The following is a 21,404-nucleotide window of genomic DNA, read 5'->3' as shown; positions in this document are numbered from 1 at the left end:
GGGGCAAGGTCGCGCAAGCGTACGTCACTGTTGCCCACGCCCTCAGGTTGTTCCATGCTGTCCCTGCAAGGAGCCGCCGTGGACGCCATCAATCCAAGTGTAGAGCTGACCGAAGCCGACAGGATCGACCGCCTGCGGCTGATCCGGTCCGACAATGTCGGGCCGCGCACGTTCCGGTCGCTGGTCGAGCATTTCGGCTCGGCGCGCGCGGCGCTGGAGCGGCTGCCGGATCTCGCACGCCGCGGCGGCGCGCAACGATCGGCGCGCATCTGCAGCGCCGACGAGGCGAAAGCCGAGCTCGCCGCGAGCCGCAAGTTCGGAATTGCCTGGCTCGCGCCCGGTGAGGACGGTTATCCGGCGCGGCTGGCAACGCTCGACGATGCGCCGCCGCTGCTCGCCGTACGCGGCGACAATGCAACGCTGACGCGACCGATGATCGCGATCGTCGGCTCGCGCAACGCATCCGGCGCAGGCTTGAAATTCGCCGGTCAGCTCGCCCGCGAGCTTGGCGAAGCCGGCTTTGTCGTCATCTCCGGCCTTGCCCGCGGGGTCGACCAGGCCGCGCACCGCGCCAGCCTCGAGAGCGGCACCATAGCCGTGCTCGCCGGCGGACATGACTGCATCTATCCGCCGGAGCACGGCGATCTGCTGGCCTCGATCCTCGACCGCAAGGGTGCCGCGATCTCCGAGATGCCGCTCGGCCACGAGCCGCGCGCCCGCGACTTTCCCCGCCGCAACCGGCTGATCTCGGGCGCCGCGCTCGGCGTGGTCGTGGTGGAGGCGGCGCACCGCTCGGGCTCGCTGATCACCGCGCGCATGGCCGCCGAACAGGGTCGCGAAGTGTTCGCCGTGCCGGGCTCGCCGCTCGACCCGCGCGCCGCCGGCACCAACGATCTGATCAAGCAGGGCGCGACGCTCGTCACCGAAGCGGCCGACGTCGTCAACGCGGTCGCACCGATCATGGAGCGGCCGCTGATGCGTACCGCGCGCGAGCCCGACAGCGAGCCGTTCGAGAGCGATCCTCAAGGGCACGACCGCGACCAGATCACCGGCCTGCTCGGCCCTGCCCCTGTCACGATTGACGATCTCGTGCGGATGTCCGGCGCCTCGCCGGCCATCGTGCGTACCGTGCTCTTGGAACTCGAGCTCGCCGGCCGGCTCGAACGCCACGGCGGTGGCTTGGTCTCGCTGCTTTAAGGAGTGGTCCGCTCGTCGAAGCGCGTACGCGCCGCGGCGATCTGCTGCTGATGCGTGATCGCCCATTCGCCGAGTGCCTTTACCGGCTGCTGCAGTCCCCGGCCGAGATCGGTCAGCTCGTAATCTACCCGCGGCGGAATGGTCGGGAAGATCGTGCGTGTGACCAGGCCGTCACGCTCGAGCCCGCGCAGCGTCAAGGTCAGCATCCGCTGCGAAATGCCATTGATCATGCGCTTGAGCTCGTTAAAGCGCTTGGGCCCGTCACTTAGCATCATGATGACGAACACGCTCCATTTGTCGCCGACGCGCGCGAGGATCGAGGCGACGCCGCGGCAGTCCGCATGGTTGGGATCCGGCCTTGGTGAGGCGGGCAAATCGATGTGCGCAGGTTTCAGGGATGTGCCCATGGCTCAAAAAGGTGCGTTCTTGCGGGGATTTCGATAGTCACTCATGTAGCTCTGGTTACAAACTTATACCAGGGTGATCCCGAATGAAACTCCTCCACATCGACTCCAGCGTGCTCGGCCCCCACTCCGTTTCGCGGCAAGTCTCCGCCGCCATCGTCGACCGTCTCAGGCAGGCGACGCCATCGCTCGACATCGTCTATCGCGACCTGACGCAGAGCCCGCTCGCCCATCTCTCCGGCTCGCATCTGGCGGCCGCGCAAGGCGCGCCTGCGCCGGCGGAGCTCGGCCCCGATCTCGCCGCCAGCAAGGCCGCGCTGGACGAGTTTCTTGCCGCCGACATCGTCGTGATCGGCGCGCCCATGTACAATTTCACCATTCCGAGCCAGCTCAAGGCCTGGATCGACCGGGTCCTGGTGGCGGGGAAGACGTTCAGCTATGGGGCCAACGGCCCGCAGGGCCTTGCCGGCGGCAAGCGCGTAATCTTCGCGGTTTCGCGCGGGGGCTATTACGGCGCGGGCTCGCCCGCCGCGTCGCTGGAGCACCTCGAAAGCTATCTGCGTGGCGTGTTCGGTTTCATGGGGATTCATCATCCCGAATTCATCAGCGCCGACGGAATCCAGGTCGGCCCGGAGCATCGCGAGAAGTCGCTCGCAAGCGCGCTCGAGGCGGCGACCGCCCTCCGCGCGGCCTGATAACGCGCACATCATCAGCCGCCGCAACATCGCTTGCGGCGGCTGATCGACCGGTGCGCGATCGGCGAAGCTAAAACCAGGCGCCCTGAATGCCCAGGATGACGGCGACGAGGGAAACGAACAGGCCGATGCCGGAGAAAAGAGCGACCCCGACGAACTCGGAGGTGTCGGAACGCTTGGCAGGAACGGCGGAGTTTTCGGTGTAAATACGCGGTGCTGAAATCGGGGAAATAATACGAGCTGCCTTTGGCATATCGGGCTCCCTTGAAATGAGTCTTCGTGACCCCCTGCCCGTAAAAGTGTCTTGGCAGCGCAAGCGAAGGTTCAATGCCTCCCGCAACGTTCAGAAAATACAGCTCGCGAGACGTGGGAACCGGCCGGCGCAACCGCTCGCCGCTGCGCCGACCGATTCAATTTGCACCAAGATTGATCAGCCGCGATAGATCGGCGCGCCGCTCGGAGAGGCAACCGCGCCGCCATCGACGAAGATTTCCTGGCCCTGCACATGCGCGGAATCGTCGGAGGCGAGGAACAGCACAGTCTTGGCGACGTGATCTGTTTCACCAATGCGCCCCAGCGGCGTCGTCAGCGCGATCCGCTTCTCGAACGCCTTCTCGGCTTCGGGCGTCGCGGTCGCGGGTCCCCAGATCGGCGTGCGGATCGCACCGGGCGCGACCACGTTGACGCGAATGCCCCGCGGCGAGAGCTCCGAGGCCATGATCCGCGCCATCGCCCGCACGCCGGCCTTGGCGGCGCCATAGGCCGAATAGCCGGGAATGCCGAGCACGGAGATCACCGAGCCGTTGAGGACGATGGAAGCATTGTCGTTGAGATAAGGCAGCGCGGACTGAACGGTGAAGAACACGCCGGTCAGATTGGTGCTGATGACCTTCTCGAAGACCTCCAGCGTGGCCGACCCCAGCGGCGTACCGCCGGCGATGCCGGCATTGGCGAACAGGATGTCGAACTTGCCGAACTTTTCGGCGCCCTTCTTGATCGCAGATTCGGTCGCGGCAATGTCGGTGGCGTCGGCGGCGAGCGCGAGCGCGTTCGGCCCGAGCTCCTTCGCGGCCGCCTCGAGCGTCTCCTTGTTGCGCCCGGTGATCACCACCTTGGCGCCCTCGGCCACGAACAGCTTTGCCGTTGCCAGTCCAATGCCGCTATTGCCGCCGGTGATCAGGGCCGTCTTGTTCTTCAGTCTCACGTTCGCCTCCAGTGGTTTCATCATAAAACTACGATTGCCATCTAGGCCACCTGGTTTTAAGATGCAACCACAAGAGCGCGTGAACGGTGACAGGACCGTGCGATCGCGAAAGGACCAGATCATGGTGAAACGGACGAGCTTCGAGGGGGACGCCTGCCCGATCGCGCGATCGCTGGAGGCGATCGGCGACCGGTGGTCCCTGCTGATCATCCGCGAGGCGCTGTTTGGGCTGCGCCGCTTCGGTGAGTTTCAGAGCAAGCTCGGCATGGCCAAGAACATCTTGTCGACGCGGCTGCGCGCGCTGGTCGATCACGGCATCCTGACCACGGCCCCCGCCTCCGACGGCAGCCCTTACGAGGAATATGTGCTGACGCCGAAAGGCCGCGGCGTCTTCCCGGTGTTGGTAGCGCTGCGCCAATGGGGCGAGGATTTCGACGATCGCCCGTCGGAGATCGCGACCATCCTGGTCGATCGCGAGAAAGGCCGACCGGTGAAGAAGCTCGAACTGCGCGCGGAGGACGGGCGATTGCTCAGCCTCGCGGACACCTCGCTGAAGCCGCGGCCTGCGCCGCGGCGACGGTCAGCGGGATAGCGGTGCGCTGTCTCTTCAACGTCGTCCTGGCGACCGATTCCGCTCGGTCTTCGCGGCTACGACAGCCCGCGATTGCTCCGCAGGTTGACCCACTTTCATCGAAGGCGGGTCGGCATGTACCCGAGCGTCCCAACTCGCAATATGGCGTGGCGGACTTGTACAAGCCATCGACAGCGTCAAAGATGGCGAGGTCCCACCAAACTGGCACCACCATGCCCCTGCTCGCCATCACCTATTTTTCCATCTCGGGCACCACCGAGAAGCTGGCGCATGCGGTTGCGCGCGGAGCAGATGGCAAAGCGCAGGTCACGCTGTGTCGCATCACCGGCGGCGACATCGTGTCAGGCCGCTTTCAGAATGAGAGCTTACTGGAGACGATCGATGGCGCCGACGCAGTTGCGTTTGGCAGCCCGACCTATATGGGCGGGCCAGCCGCTCAATTCAAAGCGTTTGCCGATGCTTCAAGTGATCGATGGAGCCAGCAGCGCTGGGCCAACAAGATCGCAGCCGGGTTCACCACGGGCGCCTGCGCAAGCGGCGATCAACTCCACACACTGTCCTACTTTTCCATTCTGGCCGCGCAGCACGGCATGCTCTGGTGCGGACTGGATATTCCCGGTGGCGAGGATCCGAGCGGCCGCAATCGTTTGGGCAGCCAGCTTGGTCTGGCAACACACTTGATTGACGGCTCGTTGCCGGAGAGCGACCTCGGCACGGCCGCATATCTCGGCCTGCGATTGGCCAAAATGGCAAGCCGCAACGGCTAACCGCACCGTCGTTGGAGCAGTACATCGCCCCCTTCACGACAGCCTGCGCTTGCTCCTCAGCCGCAGATGCTCGTCCGCCTCGAGCTTGGTCATTCCCAGGAGATAATGCAGCACGTCGAGCCTGTGCCGTTCGGCAAGCTTGCGCAGGGCCCCGACCTGCTCGGCGATGAAGGCGACCGCCTCCTCGACGCCGCCCTCCCCCGGTTCCTCGTGACGCAAGCCTCCCCCCGCGCGCGATGCGGCGCCCGCCCGTTTCTTTCCTGGCTTAGTCACCAGCCCCCACCCGAATCCATGCCCCGCGGCAACATTACGCCGACATCGACCGCAACTCAAAGGTGGTATTTTGCAACTTTCTCGATATGAAACTTTTCCCATCGGGAGGGCTCTCAACAGCCCTCGATTTGACAGCGACGGCCTCACCACCCATGTTCGGGACGAAAGGGCCGACCCGAATCTCATCGAATTCGGCCCCAAATTTCCCCATAAGTTACTGGAACTACATGAATATCGTCATTGTGGAGTCGCCGGCGAAAGCCAAGACGATCAACAAGTATTTGGGCTCGTCCTACGAGGTTCTGGCCTCGTTTGGCCATGTCCGCGACTTGCCGGCAAAGAACGGCTCCGTCGATCCCGACGCCAATTTCAAGATGATCTGGGAGGTCGACCCCAAGGCGGCCGGCCGGCTCAACGACATTGCCAAGTCCCTCAAGAACGCCGATCGCCTGATTCTCGCCACCGACCCTGATCGCGAGGGCGAGGCCATCTCCTGGCACGTGCTGGAGGTCCTGAAAGAGAAGCGCGCGATCAAGGACCACAAGATCGAGCGCGTGGTGTTCAACGCCATCACCAAGCAGGCGGTGACGGACGCGATGAAGAATCCGCGCCAGATCGACGGTGCGCTGGTCGACGCCTATATGGCGCGCCGCGCGCTGGACTATCTGGTCGGCTTCACCCTCTCCCCGTGCTGTGGCGCAAGCTGCCGGGCGCCCGCTCGGCGGGCCGCGTGCAGTCGGTGGCGCTGCGTCTGGTCTGCGACCGCGAGCTCGAGATCGAAAAGTTCGTTGCGCGCGAATACTGGTCGCTGATCGCGACCCTGCTGACGCCGCGCGGCGACGCCTTCGAGGCCCGTCTCGTCGGCGCCGACGGCAAGAAGATCCAGCGCCTCGACATCGGCACCGGCGCGGAAGCCGAAGACTTCAAGAAGGCGCTGGAAGCAGCCGCCTACGCGGTGACCGCGGTCGATGCCAAGCCGGCCCGCCGCAATCCGCAGGCCCCCTTCACCACCTCGACGCTGCAGCAGGAAGCCAGCCGCAAATACGGCTTTGCGCCGGCGCACACCATGCGCATCGCGCAGCGGCTCTATGAAGGCATCGACATCGGCGGCGAGACCACCGGACTCATTACTTATATGCGTACCGACGGCGTGCAGATCGACCCGTCCGCGATCACCCAGGCCCGCAAGGTGATCGGCGAGGATTACGGCAACGCCTATGTGCCGGACGCGCCGCGTCAGTACCAGGCCAAGGCCAAGAACGCCCAGGAAGCCCACGAAGCGATCCGGCCGACCGACATGTCGCGCCGTCCCGACAGCATGAGCCGCAAGCTCGAGTCCGACCAGGCGAGACTCTATGAACTGATCTGGAAGCGCACCATCGCGAGCCAGATGGAATCGGCCGAGCTGGAACGCACCACGGTCGACATCACGGCGAAGGTCGGCGGCCGCACGCTGGACCTGCGCGCCACCGGCCAGGTCGTCAAGTTCGACGGCTTCCTCGCACTTTACCAGGAAGGCCGCGACGACGAGGAGGACGAGGACTCCCGCCGCCTGCCCGCGATGAGCCCCAACGATGCGCTGAAGCGGCAGTCGCTCGCCGTCACCCAGCACTTCACCGAGCCGCCGCCGCGCTTCTCCGAGGCCTCGCTGGTCAAGCGCATGGAAGAGCTCGGCATCGGCCGGCCCTCGACCTATGCCTCGATCCTCCAGGTGCTGAAGGACCGCGGCTACGTCAAGCTCGAGAAGAAGCGCCTGCACGGCGAGGACAAGGGCCGCGTCGTAGTCGCGTTCCTCGAAAGCTTCTTTGCCCGCTACGTTGAATACGACTTCACCGCCAATCTGGAAGAGCAGCTCGACCGCATCTCCAACAACGAGATCTCCTGGCAGCAGGTGCTGAAGGATTTCTGGACCGGCTTCATCGGCGCGGTCGACGAGATCAAGGATTTGCGCGTCGCGCAGGTGCTCGACGTGCTCGACGACATGCTGGGACAGCACATCTACCCGCCCCGCACCGATGGCGGCGACATCAGGCAATGCCCCAGCTGCGGCAACGGGCGGCTCAATCTCAAGGCCGGCAAGTTCGGCGCCTTCGTCGGCTGTTCGAACTATCCGGAATGTCGCTACACCCGTCAGCTCGCCGCCGACGGCGAGGCAACGGCCGATCGTTCGCTCGGCCAGGACCCGGATACGGGCCGCGATGTCTGGGTCAAGGCCGGGCGGTTCGGCCCCTACATCCAGCTCGGCGAGCAGAAGGATTATGCGGAGGGCGAGAAGCCGAAGCGCGCAGGCATTCCGAAGGGGATGTCCCCTGGAGATGTCGAGCTCGAGCTTGCGCTCAAGCTGCTGTCGCTGCCGCGCGAGATCGGCAAGCATCCGGAAACCGGTGAGCCGATCACCGCGGGTCTCGGCCGCTTCGGGCCGTTCGTGAAGCACGAGAAGACTTATGCCAGCCTCGAGGCCGGCGATGAGGTGTTCGACATCGGCATCAACCGCGCGGTGACGCTGATCGCGGAGAAGATCGCCAAGGGCCCGAGCCGCCGCTTCGGCGCTGATCCCGGCAGGGCGATCGGCGATCATCCCACCCTCGGCACCGTCACGGTAAAGGGCGGCCGCTACGGCGCCTATGTCACCGCGGGTGGCGTCAATGCCACGATCCCGAGCGACATCGAGAAAGACGCCATCACGCTGCCGCAGGCAATCGCGCTGATCGACGAGCGTGCGGCCAAGGGCGGCGGCAAGAAGCCGAAGAAAGCGGCGAAGCCGGCCAAGGCCAAGAAGGCTGCGGCGAAGGCCGCCGACGGCGATGACGCCGCACCAAAAACCAAAAAGCCGGCCGCGAAGAAGGCGGCCAAACCCAAATCCGAATCCACCAGCAAGGCGCGCGCAGCCGTGTCGTCGACGGCCAAAACGTCACCGACCAAGGCAGCTGGCGCCAAAGCTCCGGCCAAGAAAAGTGCCGGCACCAAATAGAGGCTAAGTGAAACGCAAGAATGACCGTGGCTTTCCCGACAGGGCAGCCATCGTCGCCTTCATCAAGGCAAATCCCGGAAAGGTCGGAACCCGCGAAATTGCACGCGAGTTCGGCCTGAAGAACGCCGACCGCATCGAGCTCAAGCGCATGCTGCGCGAGCTCGCCGACGACGGGCTCGTCAAGAAAAAGCGCCATACGATTTCAGAGCCGGACAGCCTCCCGCCGACGCTGGTCGCCGACATTACCGGCCGCGACGCCGACGGCGAGCTGGTCGCCTCCCCCACTGAATGGGACGAGGTCGAAAGCGGCGAGCCGCCAAAGATCCTCATCACGATGCCGCGCCGGCCGAAGCCCGGCACCGCGGCCGGCGTTGGCGATCGCGCGCTGCTGCGGGTCGAGCGATCCGACGAGACCGAAGGCCCGGCCTATCGCGGCCACATCATCAAGGTTTTCGACAAGACCAAGAGCCGCATCCTCGGCGTCTTCCGCAGCCTGCCCGAAGGCGGCGGACGGATCATCCCGGTCGACAAGAAGTCCGCCGACCGCGAGCTGAACATCGCCCCGACTGAGACGCACGGCGCGCAGGACGGCGATCTCGTCAGCGTCGACATCATCCGCTCGCGCGGCTTTGGGCTGGCGTCAGGCCGCGTCAAGGAGAAGCTCGGCTCGGTCAAGTCGGAGAAGGCGATCAGCCTGATCGCGATCTACGCGCACGACATCCCGCTGCAATTCCGTCCCGCGGCAGAGCGCGAAGCCGAAGCGGCGGAGCCGGCCAATCTGAAGGGGCGCGAGGACTGGCGCGATGTGCCGCTGGTCACCATCGATCCGCCGGATGCCAAGGATCACGACGACGCGGTACACGCGCAGCCGGATCCTGATCTCAACAACAAGGGCGGCTTCATCGTCGATGTCGCCATCGCCGATGTGAGCTTCTACGTGCGACCGGGCACCGCGCTCGACCGCGATGCGCTCGATCGCGGCAACTCGGTCTATTTCCCCGACCGCGTCGTGCCGATGCTGCCCGAGCGCATCTCCAACGATCTCTGCTCGCTGGTGCCGGGCGAGCCGCGCGGCGCGCTCGCGGTGCGGATGATCATCGCGCCGGACGGGCGGAAACGGTCGCACAGCTTCCACCGCATCCTGATGCGCTCCGCAGCCAAGCTGAACTATGCGCAGGCGCAGGCCGCGATCGACGGAAGGCCGGACGACACCACCGGCCCCCTGCTCGATCCAATCCTGAGGCCGCTTTATGCCGCCTATGCCTGCGTCAAGCGCGCGCGCGACGAGCGCGATCCGCTCAATCTCGATCTGCCCGAGCGCAAGATCCTGCTCAAGCCCGACGGCACGGTCGACCGCGTCGTCGTGCCCGACAGGCTCGACGCGCACAAGCTGATCGAGGAGTTCATGATCCTCGCCAATGTCGCGGCAGCCGAGATGCTCGAGAAGAAGTCGCTGCCGCTGATCTACCGGGTGCATGACGAGCCGACCCTGGAAAAGGTCCACGCGCTCGCGGAATTCCTGGCGACGCTGGACGTTCCGTTCGCGAAAGGCGGCGCGCTGCGCCCCGCTCTGTTCAACCGCGTGCTGGCGCAGCTCGAAGGCCACGACCACTTTCCGCTGGTCAGCGAGGTCGTGCTGCGCGCCCAGGCACAGGCCGAATACTCTTCGGAGAATTACGGTCATTTCGGCCTGAATTTGCGCCGCTATGCGCATTTCACCTCGCCGATCCGCCGCTACGCCGACCTTGTCGTGCACCGTGCGCTGGTTCGCGCGCTCGGCCTCGGCGAAGGCGCGCTGCCCGACACCGAGACGCCGGAAACGTTGAGCGAGGTCGCAGCTCATATCTCAGTGACCGAGCGGCGCGCGATGAAAGCGGAGCGCGAGACCGTCGACCGCCTGATCGCCCATCACCTCGCCGACCGCATCGGTTCGAGCTTCCAGGGCCGCGTCTCCGGCGTCACGCGCGCCGGCCTGTTCGTCAAGCTCGCCGAGACCGGCGCCGACGGCCTGATCCCGATCCGATCCCTCGGCACGGAATATTTCAACTATGACGAGGGCCGCCACGCCCTAGTCGGCACCCGCAGCGGCACCATGCATCAGCTCGGTGATGTTGTCGACGTCCGCCTGATCGAGGCGGCTCCGATCGCAGGCGCGTTGCGCTTCGAGCTGCTGTCCTCGTCCGGCGAGACCGCACCGCGGGGCCGCAGGTCCTCCGGTCCGCAACGCCGCCGCTCGTTCAAGGCGCACCCCGGGCGCAGTCCTGACAAGAAGCGCAAGCCGGACAAGCCGAAGAAGCCCGGCAAGGGGAAAACGGCCAAGGGAAAAAGCAAGGGCAAGGGCCAGAAGGGCAAGGCATGGTGACGACGAGCACGGCGCCGAAGATCTGGACCCGCGACACCGGCCTCGTCGAGAAGCGCGACGTCTTTGCTGCGATGAGGCGCGGCTTTCGCGGCCGCTGCCCGCGCTGCGGCGAGGGAAAGCTGTTCCGCGCCTTCCTGAAGACCGCGGATAACTGCTCCGTCTGCGGCCTCGATGTCACGCCGCATCGGGCCGACGATTTGCCAGCCTATCTCGTCATCGTCATTGTCGGGCACATCGTGGTGCCGACTATTCTGTGGATCGAGACCAACTATACGACGCCGGTCTGGATCAGCTTCGCGGCCTATCTGCCCTTCACCTTCGTCGCCTCGCTGGCACTGCTGCAGCCGGTGAAGGGAGCCGTGGTCGGATTGCAATGGGCTCTGCGCATGCACGGGTTTGACGAGAACCCGACGGATGGTATTCCGCCGGTGTAAGCAAAATAAACAAGTAGTGGTTTGGGTGAGGACATGACGGATACGTCGCAGGCAGCCGACAAGGCAAAGATCCACGAGGGCAAGGAAGCCGATCATCATCCCTATTTCCGCCCTAGGGATGCCGCGACACTGATCCTGGTCGACCGCAGCGGAGCCATTCCAAAAGTCCTGGTCGGCAAGCGCCACGACAAGGTGGTGTTCATGCCCGGAAAATTCGTTTTCCCGGGCGGCCGCGTCGACAAGGACGATTATCGCGTACCATGCGCGGCGCCGATCACCGCCGAACTGGAAGCCAATCTCGCCAAGGGCAGCCCGAAGACGCCGGCCTCCCGCGCAAAATCGCTGGCGATCGCCGCGATCCGCGAGGCCTGCGAGGAAACGGGTCTCTGCCTCGGACGCAAGGCCGAGGTAAAGACAAAACTCGAAGGCGCCTGGAAGCCGTTCGCGGATGCGGGCCTGTTGCCGGATCCCTCCAGCCTGTTCCTGATCGCGCGCGCAATCACCCCGCCCGGCCGCGTCAAGCGGTTCGACACGCGCTTCTTCACGGCGGACGCCTCCGCGATCACCCATCGCGTCGACGGCGTGATCCACGCCGATGCCGAGCTTGTCGAGCTGGTCTGGGTCGAGCTCGGCTCGAAGCCGCTCGCCGATCTGCATCCGATGACGCGCAATGTGCTCAACGAGCTCGACGCGCGCCTTGCCACCGGCCCGCTCCGCCACGATGCGCCGGTGCCGTTCTTCCATTTCTACGGCGGCAAGATGCAGAAGGATATTTTGAGCTGATCAGTTCGTGACGTCCGCATTGTCCGCGTCGGGCTCGGTGCCGACATAGTCGCGCGCGGGAAGGTTCAGCACTCGCCCGAGCTCGCTGGCGAAGCGACTGGCTTCCTCGCGCTTGGTGAAGCTCATCAGCGTGATCGGCTCGGTCCCTTTGTTGCCGCAGAGATTGACATCATATGTCGTCAGCTCCGGATCGTCGTCGTCGGTAATGCTGATGAAATGATAATCGGCGAGATCGCGATGCTTGCGAAAATTCAGCGGGCCGAACTGCCTGGTGATGACGATCTGGCGCAGCGTCTCGTTCAGCACGACGAAGGTGCGAAAGGTGAGCAGGATGATTCCGGGGATGCCCACGAGCAGCCCGAGTCCCGTGAACACCACCACCGGCATGAGATCATCGGCGAGCCGCCCAAAACCGGAGAAATCCTGCCGCAGGCCGAGCGCGACATTCCACAGCAGATAGAAGCTCGCCGCCAGCAGCGGCAATGACAGCAGCCGCCCGACCCAGGGCATGGGCCGGTCGATGCGGACGATGCGCCCGTCCACGGTCATTGCACCTGCCATCGAAGGTCTCCTCGGGAGCGAAAGTCATGGCTTGGTCGGAGTGAGCCGTGGATCGGTTCGATGGGACTCCTCCGTCATTCCGGGCGCGGCCCGGAATGACGCGAATGTGCTCAGGGCGTCGCGAAAAACAAAATAATCTTCCTACCTCCCCCGATGGCGGAGTTCCGCGGCGTGCCTATGTCTTCGGGAACGACACCAAGAACGGACACCGGGCGATGGCACAACGGCAACTCAAGCTTGGCGCGTTCATGCGCCCGATCAGCATCCACACCGGTGCCTGGCGCTATCCCGGGGCTTGGCCGGACGCCAATTTCAACTTCGGCCACATCAAGACGCTGATCCAGAAGCTCGAGGCCGGCAAGTTCGACGCCTTCTTCATGGCCGATCACCTCGCCGTGCTGAACATGCCGGTCAATGCGCTCAAGCGCAGCCACACGGTCACCTCGTTCGAACCCTTCACGCTGTTGTCGGCGCTCTCCGCGGTCACCGAGCGGGTCGGCCTGATCGCGACGGGCTCGACCACGTTCGACGAGCCCTATCACGTCGCACGGCGCTTCGCCTCGCTCGACCATCTCAGCGGCGGCCGTGCGGGCTGGAACATCGTCACCACCTCGAACCCGGATGCGGCGCTGAATTTCGGCCTCGACGACCACATGGAGCACGCCGAGCGCTACAAGCGCGCCCGCGAGTTCTACGACGTCGTCACGGGCCTGTGGGATTCCTTTGCCGACGACGCCTTCGTGCGCGACGTCGAAAGCGGCGTGTTCGTCGATCCCGCGAAGATGCATGTGCTCGACCATCAGGGCAAATATCTGAAAGTGCGCGGTCCCCTCAACATCGCCCGCCCGGTCCAGGGCTGGCCGGTGATCGTACAGGCCGGCGCCTCCGAGGACGGCAGGCAGCTTGCCGCAGAGACCGCGGAAGCCGTGTTCACCGGCGGCGGCAGCCTTGCCGACAGCCAGAAACTCTATGCCGACATCAAGGGCCGCATGGAGAAGGTCGGCCGCGATCCCGAACACCTCAAGATCCTGCCCGGCGCCTTCGTCGTGGTCGGCGACAGCGTCGACGAGGCCAGGGAGAAGCGCGCGCTGCTCGACAGCCGCGTGCATTACGACAGCGCCATCGCCTCGCTCTCGGTCATCCTCGGCACGGATGCCTCCGGCTTCGATCCGGATGGGCAATTGCCGGAAATCCCGGAGACCAATGCCAGCAAGAGCGGTCGCCAGCGCATGGTCGACCTCGCGGCCCGCGACAAGCTCACGGTGCGCCAGCTCGCCCAACGCGTCGGCGGCTATGGCGGGCTATCCTTCGTCGGCACGGCCAAAACCATCGCCGACCAGATGGAGGAATGGCTGGTCGGGCGCGGCTCCGACGGCTTCAACATCATGTTCCCGTTCCTGCCTGCCGGCCTCGACGATTTCGTCGACAAGGTGGTCCCGGAGCTGCAGCGCCGCGGGATTTTCCGGAAAGAGTACGAAGGGTCCACTTTGAGAGAGAATCTGGGCCTGCCTCGGCCCAAAAACCGGTTCTTCGAGGCGTAATCGGCCTGATTTGGGTGCTTTTCGAGCCCTAAAATCTTGACATCAGGCGGTTTCTGGCTAGGTTGCCGGCCAACGCGGGCCATTTGGCCGGCTCCAGATTCCCTTCATTCCTGAGGTTCTGAACATGGCCAAAGCGGTCACCATCAAGGTCAAGCTCGTGTCCTCGGCCGACACTGGCTTCTACTACGTCGCCAAGAAGAATTCGCGCACCATGACCGACAAGCTGGTCAAGAAGAAGTACGACCCCGTGGCGCGCAAGCACGTCGAATTCCGCGAAGCCAAGATCAAGTGAGATCGCGGAACGTAGAAGACTTTTGCGGGGCCCTTTCGGGTCCCGTTTTATTTTGGCCCCTCTCTCGTGTCCGGATACGCAGCAGCGCCCCGTGGACGTGACGCTACGCTGCGAGCTGGGCACGAGGGCTGAGCTCGGCACAGCGAGTCATGGCCAGATTTTTTTCAACCCTCGGTTGCTCGCTCCCGAATGTATGTTACCGTGCACTTGCCGGGCGGAAATTTCCGTCCGGATTTGGAAGGACATGGTCATGAGATTCTCATCAAGCCTTGTCGTGCCTTCAACCATCGCTGTCTTGTCGACCGTCTTGCTGTGCGCGCCGGCAGCGTCGCAAATCCCAACCGGCTCCGCCGCCACGATTCCTCCCGTCACGGTCGACGCGCCGAAACGGGTGACAAGGCCGCACGTGTCGGAGCGAGGAGCAAACACAATTGCGCCGCGTCGGACTGCCTCAACAGCTCAAACGTCAGTCGCGCGAACGCCTTCGTATGCGCCGGGTTCTGTGATGGGGAGGATTGCCAGCCTGGAGAAAGTCGCCAGCAGCTGCAACGGTGGCTGTGCATCAAGCTTCCCAAGCGGCAAAGATCCCTGGGTTGGATGCAGCGTGTCGGGCGGCAACATAGACTACGGACCTTTCTCGCCGACCTGCCGAGACACCATCACCCACAAATCCTACCTGGACTGCGTCGAAACCAGGACGTTCCTGGGCGACAACCGAAACAAGGCTCACTGGTTGTGCAGCAGTCTGGCCGCCGGCAACAGGTTTAAGGTCGCCGATCTCAAGCGGTCAGGACGCACGCGTTAGTCCATCCCGTCCGCCGGCTTTCTGGCGCAGTTGAACTTAGCTCTCCTGTCGTAAGTTCGCGGACGTCACGGAGCTTGAATGGGCTTTTTCTGGCCCGTCTTGGGCGCTCGCGTGTCCCGGGCGCGCTGCAACGCGCAAGCGTTGCTGCGCAGAGCCGGGACCCAGAAAGCCACACAATACAACCAGCGACAGGGCCCCGGCTCTGCAACGCACCGCTGAAGAAGCGCCGCGCTGCGCCGGGGCACGAGAGCGCGAGGAAGCGTTGCTTCTGGAACTGCCGCCTCCGCTATGCGCTCCCGCTTCGGCTGATCACGCGAGACGATCAGGGCGCTGCGACTGCAACCGTTTCTTCGATGATCCTCAGTTGTCCATTTTCGCTGGTCAGTATGGATGAGTATAACCGTGAAACGGACGGTCTCCTACCTTGGCCTCCCATGTTCCAGCGTTGAGGACAAAGCTCGCTGATCTGAAGGCCATGTTCCCTCCGTTGGGTTCGCTATTGTGAATTGATATCGCTCAGCTCCGTTCGACAACTGAGCGTTGCTGCACCTCAATAAGCGCGGCAAATAAGTCGTCTGCTAAACCTGCGCTTCCGCTTTCGTACCTTGGCCATTTCGAACCAGACGCGGCTCCGCTCCCGCCAAAAGCCTTTGGATGTTGGCACGATGGCGGATGATCACGTAGAGGCCGCCTCCGATCACCAGCAACCGATACGGCAATGGGTGCTCGACCGCGCAGACAAGAACGATTGCCGTCAACGCCGCGAGCATCGAGCTCAAGGAAACGATCCTGGTCATAGCCAGCACGAGGCCAAAGACGGCTGCAGCCCCCAATCCGACGGGGCAAGACATCGCCAGCAACACACCGAGCCCCGCGGCAGCCGACTTGCCTCCCGTGAAGTTCAGCCAGATCGATCGGCTATGTCCCAACAGCACAGCAAGTCCAGCCAGACAAACAGCCCATGGCACCCAGACCTGCAGATCAGACGCTGTCGGCGGCGGGGATATTTCCGCGTACAGCCAAGGGCAGAACGAACGCGCGACGATGATGGCACCCACGCCCTTAAGCACATCGCCGACGAGCACGAACAAGGCAGGCCCTTTGCCGAGAGTGCGCAAGACATTCGTTGCCCCGGTGGACTTGGAGCCATGCCTTCGGATGTCGATGCCCCTGAGCAGCTTCCCCGCCAGATAGCCCGTGGGGACCGAGCCAAGGAGATAGGCGATCAACAACCCAACCGCGCCCGCTGTCCAAAAAGCCATGGGTTTTGGATCCAGTTTCCTGAACGCTGTTTTATCCCCGACTTCGTCTGACCGCTATACGTCACAAGTGGCCGATCACGGCCCCGAGGCTGCGACTGCGATCGAAGGTCTCTGCAGGTTGAAACGCGATGATAATGTCCGGCTGCCCCCGCGACGGGAAGGGTTCCTTTTTTCTCGCCGCCGGTGTTTCATCTGCGCGGCGGAGAGCGGACATGCAGGGATCGCTGGGGGAAAAGATCGGTGAAGGCGCCTTCTCCGAGGCCTACGCCTGGGCGCCCGGTCAGGTCGTGAAGCTGTTTAAGGCCGGCGTCTCTCATCTGCTCGGCCGACACGAGGTACGCATGATCCGCGCCGTGCACGCCGCCGGCGTCCCCCGTGCCGGCGGTGTTGGGAGAGGTGACGCTGGACGGGCGCTTCGGCATCGTGCTGGAGCGCCTCGACGGACCGACCCTGCGGCATCTCTCGCGGACCGGCGCGGTGACGTTCGAACAGGCGGGCGCGATCATCGCGACTCTGGCCATGTCTCTTCACAAGACGTCGCCACCGCCGGAGCTCCCCTCCATGCGCGCGTATATGGAGAGCGAGTTGCGGCACGACGACGGCAAGGTCCCGAAGCACGTCGCCACTGACATCCTCACCCTGATCGATTGCCTGTCGACCGGCGGCGAGCTTTGCCATTGCGACCTTAGCCCCGGCAACGTGATCATGACTGCGGAAGGCCCCAAGCTCGTCGACTGGACCTTCGCGATGCGCGGGCCCGCCGCCCTCGATCTTGGGTTCTTGCATGTCATCCTGTGCGAGCTCGGCCCGGAAATAGCCGACAATCCGGAGCGGCCGCGCGCGACCAATGCGGCGGCGCAATCCGAATATGCGCGGCTGGCCGGCATGTCTCTGGCGGAGCTAACGGCGGCAATGGAGCCGTATTTGCCTATCGTCCGCACCTTCGTCGTTCTCGGAAAAGTGGTGCCTGCGCTGCGGGAGCAACTGATCCAGCGCATCGAAGCGGGGCTGCGCGCGAAAGACTGAACCGTCCGCAACCTCGATTCCTGTTCGCCGTCTCAGGGCGCTCTCGATCACCGAGCAAATCTCGGCAGCCAGTGGAGCCGTTTGGCACAATCGGGTTGTATCGGGAGGCGGCCCTCGCGCTTGGTACAGCCAAAATCGGCATTCTTGGTCCTGTTTTATAGCCGGGCGCAACGCATCTATTCGCTGACGACCGGCGACCGGAGCGATCCCGATCCATCAGGATGAGTGGGAGCCCCGGTCAATGCGGAGAGCGGAGATTGCGGACACGAAGACACGAGTTCCACACAGCCTGACATTCTGTGGATGCCGGTGCGTCCACGCTCTTTGCATTATTCGACCAAGAGACAAATGACCGAGGAGATAATTCCCATGAAGGCGATCGTTGTAACGGACCAGGCCGCAGGAAGGGCCGGGATGAAGCTCATGGACCGGCCCGAGCCGCAGGCAGCGATAAACGACGTCGTCGTTCAGGTTCATGCGTCGGGATTTGTACCGACTGAGCTGGCGTGGCCCTCGACCTGGACCGATCGCCTCGAACGTGACCGAACACCGTCGATCCCTGGGCACGAGCTGGCCGGAGTGGTCTCCGCCCTCGGATATGGCACAACGGGACTATCAGTCGGACAGCGGGTGTTCGGCCTCGCGGACTGGTATCGCGACGGCACGCTGGCCGAGTATGTGGCGATCGAGGCACGCAACCTTGCACCGCTGCCGGGCGACGTCGACTTTACGGTAGGTGCGAGTCTGCCGATCTCGGGCCTGACGGCGTGGCAAGGGCTGTTCCAACACGGCCGCCTTCAGGCGGGGCAAAGCGTCCTCGCTCACGGAGCGGCCGGCGCAGTCGGGTCGATGGTGACGCAACTCGCACGAGAGGCCGGCGCCTACGTCATCGGCTCTGGACGCGCCGCCGACCGTCAGACAGTGCTCGACTTCGGCGCGAAGGAGTTCGTCGACCTCGACAACGACACCCTGAAGGACGTGGGCAAAGTCGATCTGGTGTTCGATGTCATCGGCGGTGATATCCAGAAGCGATCCGCAGCACTGATCCGAGCCGGAGGAACATTGGTGACGATCGTGGGGCCGGCCGAGACGCGGCCCTCCGATGGCCTGGCGGTCGACTTCGTCGTCGAGTCCGATCGAGCCCAACTGAGTGAGATCGTACGGCGGGTGCGGGACGGACGACTGCGAATGAACATCGGCAACGTCTCGACCCTCGATGATGCCGTCGCCGCGTTAAATCCGACCAAGCGACGCAAGGGGAATACGATTATCCACATTCGTCCCTGGGAGACGCACGCCCATTGATGCGCGCGACCGGCCGGCGATCACCAGCAGCTCGGATGCCCGCTGGATTATCCGCCGCGATGGAGACGAAGCATGCACTTCCGCCCTGCCTAGGGCGTGTACTCATTAAGCAGCCGCCCGCCAGATGTCCGGTTTACCGCCAACATCGGCCGCAGACCTGAAGGCCTTCGAGGTCGCAGATGGGCCAATGGGAGACGTCACCGACGCCCAAACTTGACTGACGCAACACCGCGGCTAGCGAAGCGGGCGGGACCGGCTGAACAAGAAACCGCTGGGAGTGAACTTTCGGGCTACTGCGAGCGCGCTGGCCTCGCACGTTTCGAGCGCGATCTTCTGGGCCAGCATGACGTCGCCAATCGGAAGATCGCCAACGGGCAGGAAGCACAAGCCGATCTTTGGGCGACCGTTTTCGCCGATCTCGCAGACATTCGCAGCCGCTCCCGCATAGATCCTATAGCGGTTGCCCGTATCGCCGCCGACCACATCGAAATAGCCCGTTTGCGTGAATTGCCGCCGCTGGAGGGGCGAGAGGCAATGCCGCAGCAGCAGCAGCGCGCGTCCTTCGGGAGTGTTCTCGGCGCCGTGTCTAATGAACAGCGCCTTTGCAGCCCTCATCCGTGAGCGTTCACCCGGCCGGGACGGCCTGAACAGCCACACGGCTCAGCGATTCAGCCGCCGACCAGCCTGGGGAAGAAGAGAGTTTCTTCCGCAGTGGGGTCGAACGATCGGATCTGCGACACCTGATTTGAACTGGTCCGGACCGCGGCGGTGAAGCCGACGTTCCTCAGCTCGCGGAATCGCTGCTCCGCCTTGGCTACTTCTCGTGCATCGTTGGCGTCGAAAAAGTGACGGCTGTCGCCGGTACTGTCCATCACGACTTGGATCGGCATGCGGATCCCTCCTTGTTGCTTCATGACTGAATGTTGTCGAAGCTCCGAAACCGGCGCCGGAAGGCGCAACAAAATGGGCCCCAGCTCCCGGGGGGCAATGGGGGAAGAGCTGGGGCCCGACTGAATCACCCACTTGGGGATGGGCATTGGGAAAACTTGGTAACTGACGAGTCGTTCCAAACTGCCGTTCCGCCTACAAATGTTCAGCGGCCTCTGTCGTCCTTGCCGTTGGGACTACCATCGCTGCCGCCGTTACCCCAGCCATTGTTGCCGTGGTGATGGACCGCGCTCGCACCCGATTTAGCAATTGCATGGGACGTGAGGGAGGTGGAGAGCAGCAGCGTTATGGCTGGAGGTGTCACCACCGCGAACTTTCCGCAGGTCTTCAGAAATTCGCGGCGGTCATCGTCTTCGTTAGGCATGGGGTCCCTCCGGTGCTGGCGGAGAGATTAAATACCTTAAATACAATTAAATCAATTAAACCATGTTATAAGTTCGGTCACGAACTGCGACAATAAGTTGGCAATGTTGAGCAGCCTGTGTCGGAGATTTAGTTCGCACCCAGGGACGAGTGCGCGACGTTCCGTGGCTAACTGACGACTTTGAGCGATGGTTTCGTTGGCTCGCTCGAGCAGGCACGTGTCTCGGCGCTGACTTCTTCGGCCATTTTGCGCTCCTAACATGCAGGCGGGAGCGCGGAATTGTCTCTCAGCCACCGACGCCTACGGTTAGACCCTCGGCCAGCGATGCGTATCAACGTGCGAAGTCGCTTATCATTGCTGGCGCTTCCCTGGCTCTCGTCCCCTCCTTCTCAGCAGGAGTGAAGGCGAGCGCTTGGAGAGGTTTTAGGAGGAAGCCCACCATCCGTCGGGGAATGGCTCCAGCAAAGTCCGATTGACTTGGTTGTCGTTGTCAGGGGCTGATAGCGCCTGCATTCCAGCTTGGTGGCGCGCGGCGACGGAAGCGGACAGACAGGGCGCCTGGTTCACGAGTTCGAAGACGGCGCGAAGCAGGATGTGTCAAGCGTAATGGAGGCACACTGCGGGCGCTTCGCTCTGCTTCTTCGACTAGACCTCGAATATATTCCAATTCTGAGAGCTGAGAGGTGAGTTCGCTAAGTCGTTGGGCATAAAGGATTGCGCGAGAGCTTCGCATGAATGTTCTCCCCTGCGCAAAAAACTATCGGGAAAAACCAGCAAATCAATTTAACTATGTTAACGGGCTCGGTCACGAAAGTGCGCCCATAAGTTGCTCCAAGGCTATTCGAGGCTTCGCTACTCCCTCAGGGGCAGCGCGATGCGCTGGAGTCCGCTTTGGGGCCACTAGCGGTCCTCGACTGGCCGCGCTCCGTAGGTCAGCTACGGACCAATCGCGTCGATTTGGCGCTGCGGCGCTCAACGCAGGAACGTCCTCGTAGCTGCCAAGTTAAGCCGCCAAAATCACCTGTGAGGGAGACAAAGTCATGGCCCGCGCAACAGCCCACCCGGATCATCACTGCATCTCGAGCGAAGACATTCAGGGAAGCGAGGTGTATGGAGCAGATGGAAAGAATATCGGTGAGATTGATCACCTCATCATCGACAAGGTGTCAGGCCGCGTAGCTTACGCAGTCATGAGCTTCGGCGGATTTGTTGGCTTGGGTCACAGCCACTACCCCATTCCATGGAGCGCTCTGACGTATGATACGTCGATCGAGGGCTTCCGAACCAATATCACAGAGCAACAGCTCAGGGATGCGCCGGAGTTCAGCGATGACTCCTGGCAGGATCGAGATTGGGAAAGGCGAACCCACCGGTATTATGGGACACCCACTTACTGGGAAGGGCGAGGTGGCCTATAACGCCAGACGACGCGCCGGAATTTTCCAATCGTGAGTGTCAGCTGAATTGATCGGCGACCCTCGTTGGATGCTGTCGGATCGATCTTCCGACCAATACTAGCATTGAGCTTCGCTGGAAACCGTCCAGCGAAGTTCAGGCAGTTTTGATTGATGAGCCTTGCAGCGAACAACGCCTGCCGCCCCGCATCGGAGGCGGAGGA

Annotated in this window: 22 protein-coding genes and 1 pseudogene; 13 read left to right on the top strand and 10 right to left on the bottom strand. The window is 63.4% G+C overall.

Going from position 1 to position 21,404, the window contains the following annotated elements; genetic code table 11:
* Nucleotides 1-54 precede the first annotated feature (54 nt).
* Entirely contained in the window at nt 55-1,197 is a 1,143-nt protein-coding gene (gene dprA / locus AB3L03_RS35170; protein ID WP_204511389.1) for a DNA-processing protein DprA, read from the top strand.
* Here dprA and AB3L03_RS35165 read toward each other — a convergent pair.
* On the bottom strand, nt 1,194-1,604 hold the full coding sequence (locus AB3L03_RS35165; RefSeq protein WP_018458326.1) for a helix-turn-helix domain-containing protein: 411 nt from the start codon (nt 1,602-1,604) through the stop codon (nt 1,194-1,196). The two genes, dprA and AB3L03_RS35165, sit on opposite strands and share 4 nt — an antisense overlap.
* Nucleotides 1,605-1,687: 83 nt before the next feature.
* Between AB3L03_RS35165 and AB3L03_RS35160 the strand changes: the two genes are divergently transcribed.
* Nucleotides 1,688-2,296 carry an FMN-dependent NADH-azoreductase gene (locus AB3L03_RS35160; protein WP_018458327.1) on the top strand — a complete coding sequence of 203 codons (609 nt, stop codon included), beginning with the start codon at nt 1,688-1,690 and terminating at the stop codon, nt 2,294-2,296.
* A 70-nt stretch (nt 2,297-2,366) separates the two neighbouring features.
* Here the strand turns inward: AB3L03_RS35160 and AB3L03_RS35155 are convergent, their stop codons facing one another.
* Both AB3L03_RS35155 and AB3L03_RS35150 read right to left on the bottom strand, forming a co-directional pair.
* Complete coding sequence (locus AB3L03_RS35155) at nt 2,367-2,549, bottom strand: hypothetical protein (RefSeq protein WP_018458328.1); 183 nt, start codon at nt 2,547-2,549, stop codon at nt 2,367-2,369.
* Nucleotides 2,550-2,726: 177 nt separating this feature from the next.
* Entirely contained in the window at nt 2,727-3,500 is a 774-nt protein-coding gene (locus AB3L03_RS35150) for an SDR family oxidoreductase (RefSeq protein WP_166517487.1), read from the bottom strand.
* Nucleotides 3,501-3,621: 121 nt separating this feature from the next.
* Between AB3L03_RS35150 and AB3L03_RS35145 the strand changes: the two genes are divergently transcribed.
* Both AB3L03_RS35145 and AB3L03_RS35140 read left to right on the top strand, forming a co-directional pair.
* On the top strand, nt 3,622-4,092 hold the full coding sequence (locus AB3L03_RS35145; RefSeq protein WP_204511390.1) for a helix-turn-helix domain-containing protein: 471 nt from the start codon (nt 3,622-3,624) through the stop codon (nt 4,090-4,092).
* A gap of 212 nt (nt 4,093-4,304) precedes the next feature.
* A complete protein-coding gene (locus tag AB3L03_RS35140; RefSeq protein WP_085395633.1) occupies nt 4,305-4,859 on the top strand; it encodes a flavodoxin family protein in 555 nt (184 codons plus the stop codon).
* 33 nt (nt 4,860-4,892) lie between these two features.
* Here AB3L03_RS35140 and AB3L03_RS35135 read toward each other — a convergent pair whose 3' ends face one another.
* Nucleotides 4,893-5,078, bottom strand: coding sequence for a hypothetical protein (locus AB3L03_RS35135; protein WP_018458332.1), 186 nt, complete (start codon nt 5,076-5,078; stop codon nt 4,893-4,895).
* Nucleotides 5,079-5,359: 281 nt separating this feature from the next.
* On the opposite strand from AB3L03_RS35135, the pseudogene topA reads away from it, so the two are divergent.
* From topA to AB3L03_RS35115, 4 genes and pseudogenes are all read left to right on the top strand, one after another.
* Nucleotides 5,360-8,103: pseudogene (gene topA / locus AB3L03_RS35130) on the top strand (type I DNA topoisomerase).
* A 7-nt stretch (nt 8,104-8,110) separates the two neighbouring features.
* Nucleotides 8,111-10,465 carry a ribonuclease R gene (gene rnr, locus AB3L03_RS35125; protein WP_247296514.1) on the top strand — a complete coding sequence of 785 codons (2,355 nt, stop codon included), beginning with the start codon at nt 8,111-8,113 and terminating at the stop codon, nt 10,463-10,465.
* Complete coding sequence (locus AB3L03_RS35120; RefSeq protein WP_018458336.1) at nt 10,459-10,899, top strand: DUF983 domain-containing protein; 441 nt, start codon at nt 10,459-10,461, stop codon at nt 10,897-10,899. The genes rnr and AB3L03_RS35120 overlap by 7 nt, the downstream gene beginning before the upstream one ends.
* 33 nt (nt 10,900-10,932) lie before the next feature.
* Complete coding sequence (locus tag AB3L03_RS35115; protein ID WP_085351448.1) at nt 10,933-11,682, top strand: NUDIX hydrolase; 750 nt, start codon at nt 10,933-10,935, stop codon at nt 11,680-11,682.
* Here the strand turns inward: AB3L03_RS35115 and AB3L03_RS35110 are convergent, their stop codons facing one another.
* Nucleotides 11,683-12,243 (bottom strand): hypothetical protein, encoded by a 561-nt coding sequence (locus AB3L03_RS35110; RefSeq protein ID WP_247338479.1) that lies wholly within the window; start codon nt 12,241-12,243, stop codon nt 11,683-11,685.
* 215 nt (nt 12,244-12,458) lie between these two features.
* On the opposite strand from AB3L03_RS35110, the gene AB3L03_RS35105 reads away from it, so the two are divergent.
* Nucleotides 12,459-13,784, top strand: a complete 1,326-nt coding sequence (locus AB3L03_RS35105) for an LLM class flavin-dependent oxidoreductase (protein WP_368507952.1) — start codon at nt 12,459-12,461, stop codon at nt 13,782-13,784.
* 124 nt (nt 13,785-13,908) lie between these two features.
* Nucleotides 13,909-14,076, top strand: coding sequence for a 50S ribosomal protein L33 (gene rpmG, locus AB3L03_RS35100; protein ID WP_007603295.1), 168 nt, complete (start codon nt 13,909-13,911; stop codon nt 14,074-14,076).
* A 147-nt stretch (nt 14,077-14,223) separates the two neighbouring features.
* Here rpmG and AB3L03_RS35095 read toward each other — a convergent pair whose 3' ends face one another.
* Nucleotides 14,224-14,433, bottom strand: coding sequence for a hypothetical protein (locus tag AB3L03_RS35095; protein WP_157643060.1), 210 nt, complete (start codon nt 14,431-14,433; stop codon nt 14,224-14,226).
* Between the two features lie 1,026 nt (nt 14,434-15,459).
* Nucleotides 15,460-16,143, bottom strand: coding sequence for a glycerol-3-phosphate 1-O-acyltransferase PlsY (gene plsY / locus AB3L03_RS35090; RefSeq protein ID WP_085351391.1), 684 nt, complete (start codon nt 16,141-16,143; stop codon nt 15,460-15,462).
* A 375-nt stretch (nt 16,144-16,518) separates the two neighbouring features.
* Here plsY and AB3L03_RS35085 point away from each other — a divergent pair, with 375 nt between their 5' ends.
* Nucleotides 16,519-17,169, top strand: coding sequence for an aminoglycoside phosphotransferase family protein (locus AB3L03_RS35085; RefSeq protein WP_368507951.1), 651 nt, complete (start codon nt 16,519-16,521; stop codon nt 17,167-17,169).
* A gap of 369 nt (nt 17,170-17,538) precedes the next feature.
* On the top strand, nt 17,539-18,474 hold the full coding sequence (locus AB3L03_RS35080) for an NADP-dependent oxidoreductase (RefSeq protein ID WP_204511394.1): 936 nt from the start codon (nt 17,539-17,541) through the stop codon (nt 18,472-18,474).
* 234 nt (nt 18,475-18,708) lie between these two features.
* Here AB3L03_RS35080 and AB3L03_RS35075 read toward each other — a convergent pair whose 3' ends face one another.
* The 3 genes from AB3L03_RS35075 to AB3L03_RS35065 all read right to left on the bottom strand — a co-directional run bounded on the left by AB3L03_RS35075 (nt 18,709) and on the right by AB3L03_RS35065 (nt 19,786).
* Nucleotides 18,709-19,089, bottom strand: a complete 381-nt coding sequence (locus AB3L03_RS35075) for a hypothetical protein (protein WP_204513944.1) — start codon at nt 19,087-19,089, stop codon at nt 18,709-18,711.
* Nucleotides 19,090-19,142: 53 nt separating this feature from the next.
* The gene (locus AB3L03_RS35070; protein WP_204511395.1) at nt 19,143-19,364 is read right to left on the bottom strand and encodes a hypothetical protein; all 222 of its coding nucleotides are present in this window, start codon (nt 19,362-19,364) and stop codon (nt 19,143-19,145) included.
* Between the two features lie 203 nt (nt 19,365-19,567).
* Nucleotides 19,568-19,786, bottom strand: coding sequence for a hypothetical protein (locus tag AB3L03_RS35065; protein ID WP_204511396.1), 219 nt, complete (start codon nt 19,784-19,786; stop codon nt 19,568-19,570).
* A 1,040-nt stretch (nt 19,787-20,826) separates the two neighbouring features.
* On the opposite strand from AB3L03_RS35065, the gene AB3L03_RS35060 reads away from it, so the two are divergent.
* Complete coding sequence (locus AB3L03_RS35060) at nt 20,827-21,204, top strand: PRC-barrel domain-containing protein (RefSeq protein WP_204511397.1); 378 nt, start codon at nt 20,827-20,829, stop codon at nt 21,202-21,204.
* Nucleotides 21,205-21,404: the final 200 nt, after the last annotated feature.

It is taken from the genome of Bradyrhizobium lupini, from assembly GCF_040939785.1.
Classification (GTDB): Bacteria; Pseudomonadota; Alphaproteobacteria; order Rhizobiales; family Xanthobacteraceae; genus Bradyrhizobium; species Bradyrhizobium canariense_D.
Note: the sequence above shows the minus strand (reverse complement) of the source record. Positions and strands in the feature narration are given on the sequence as shown.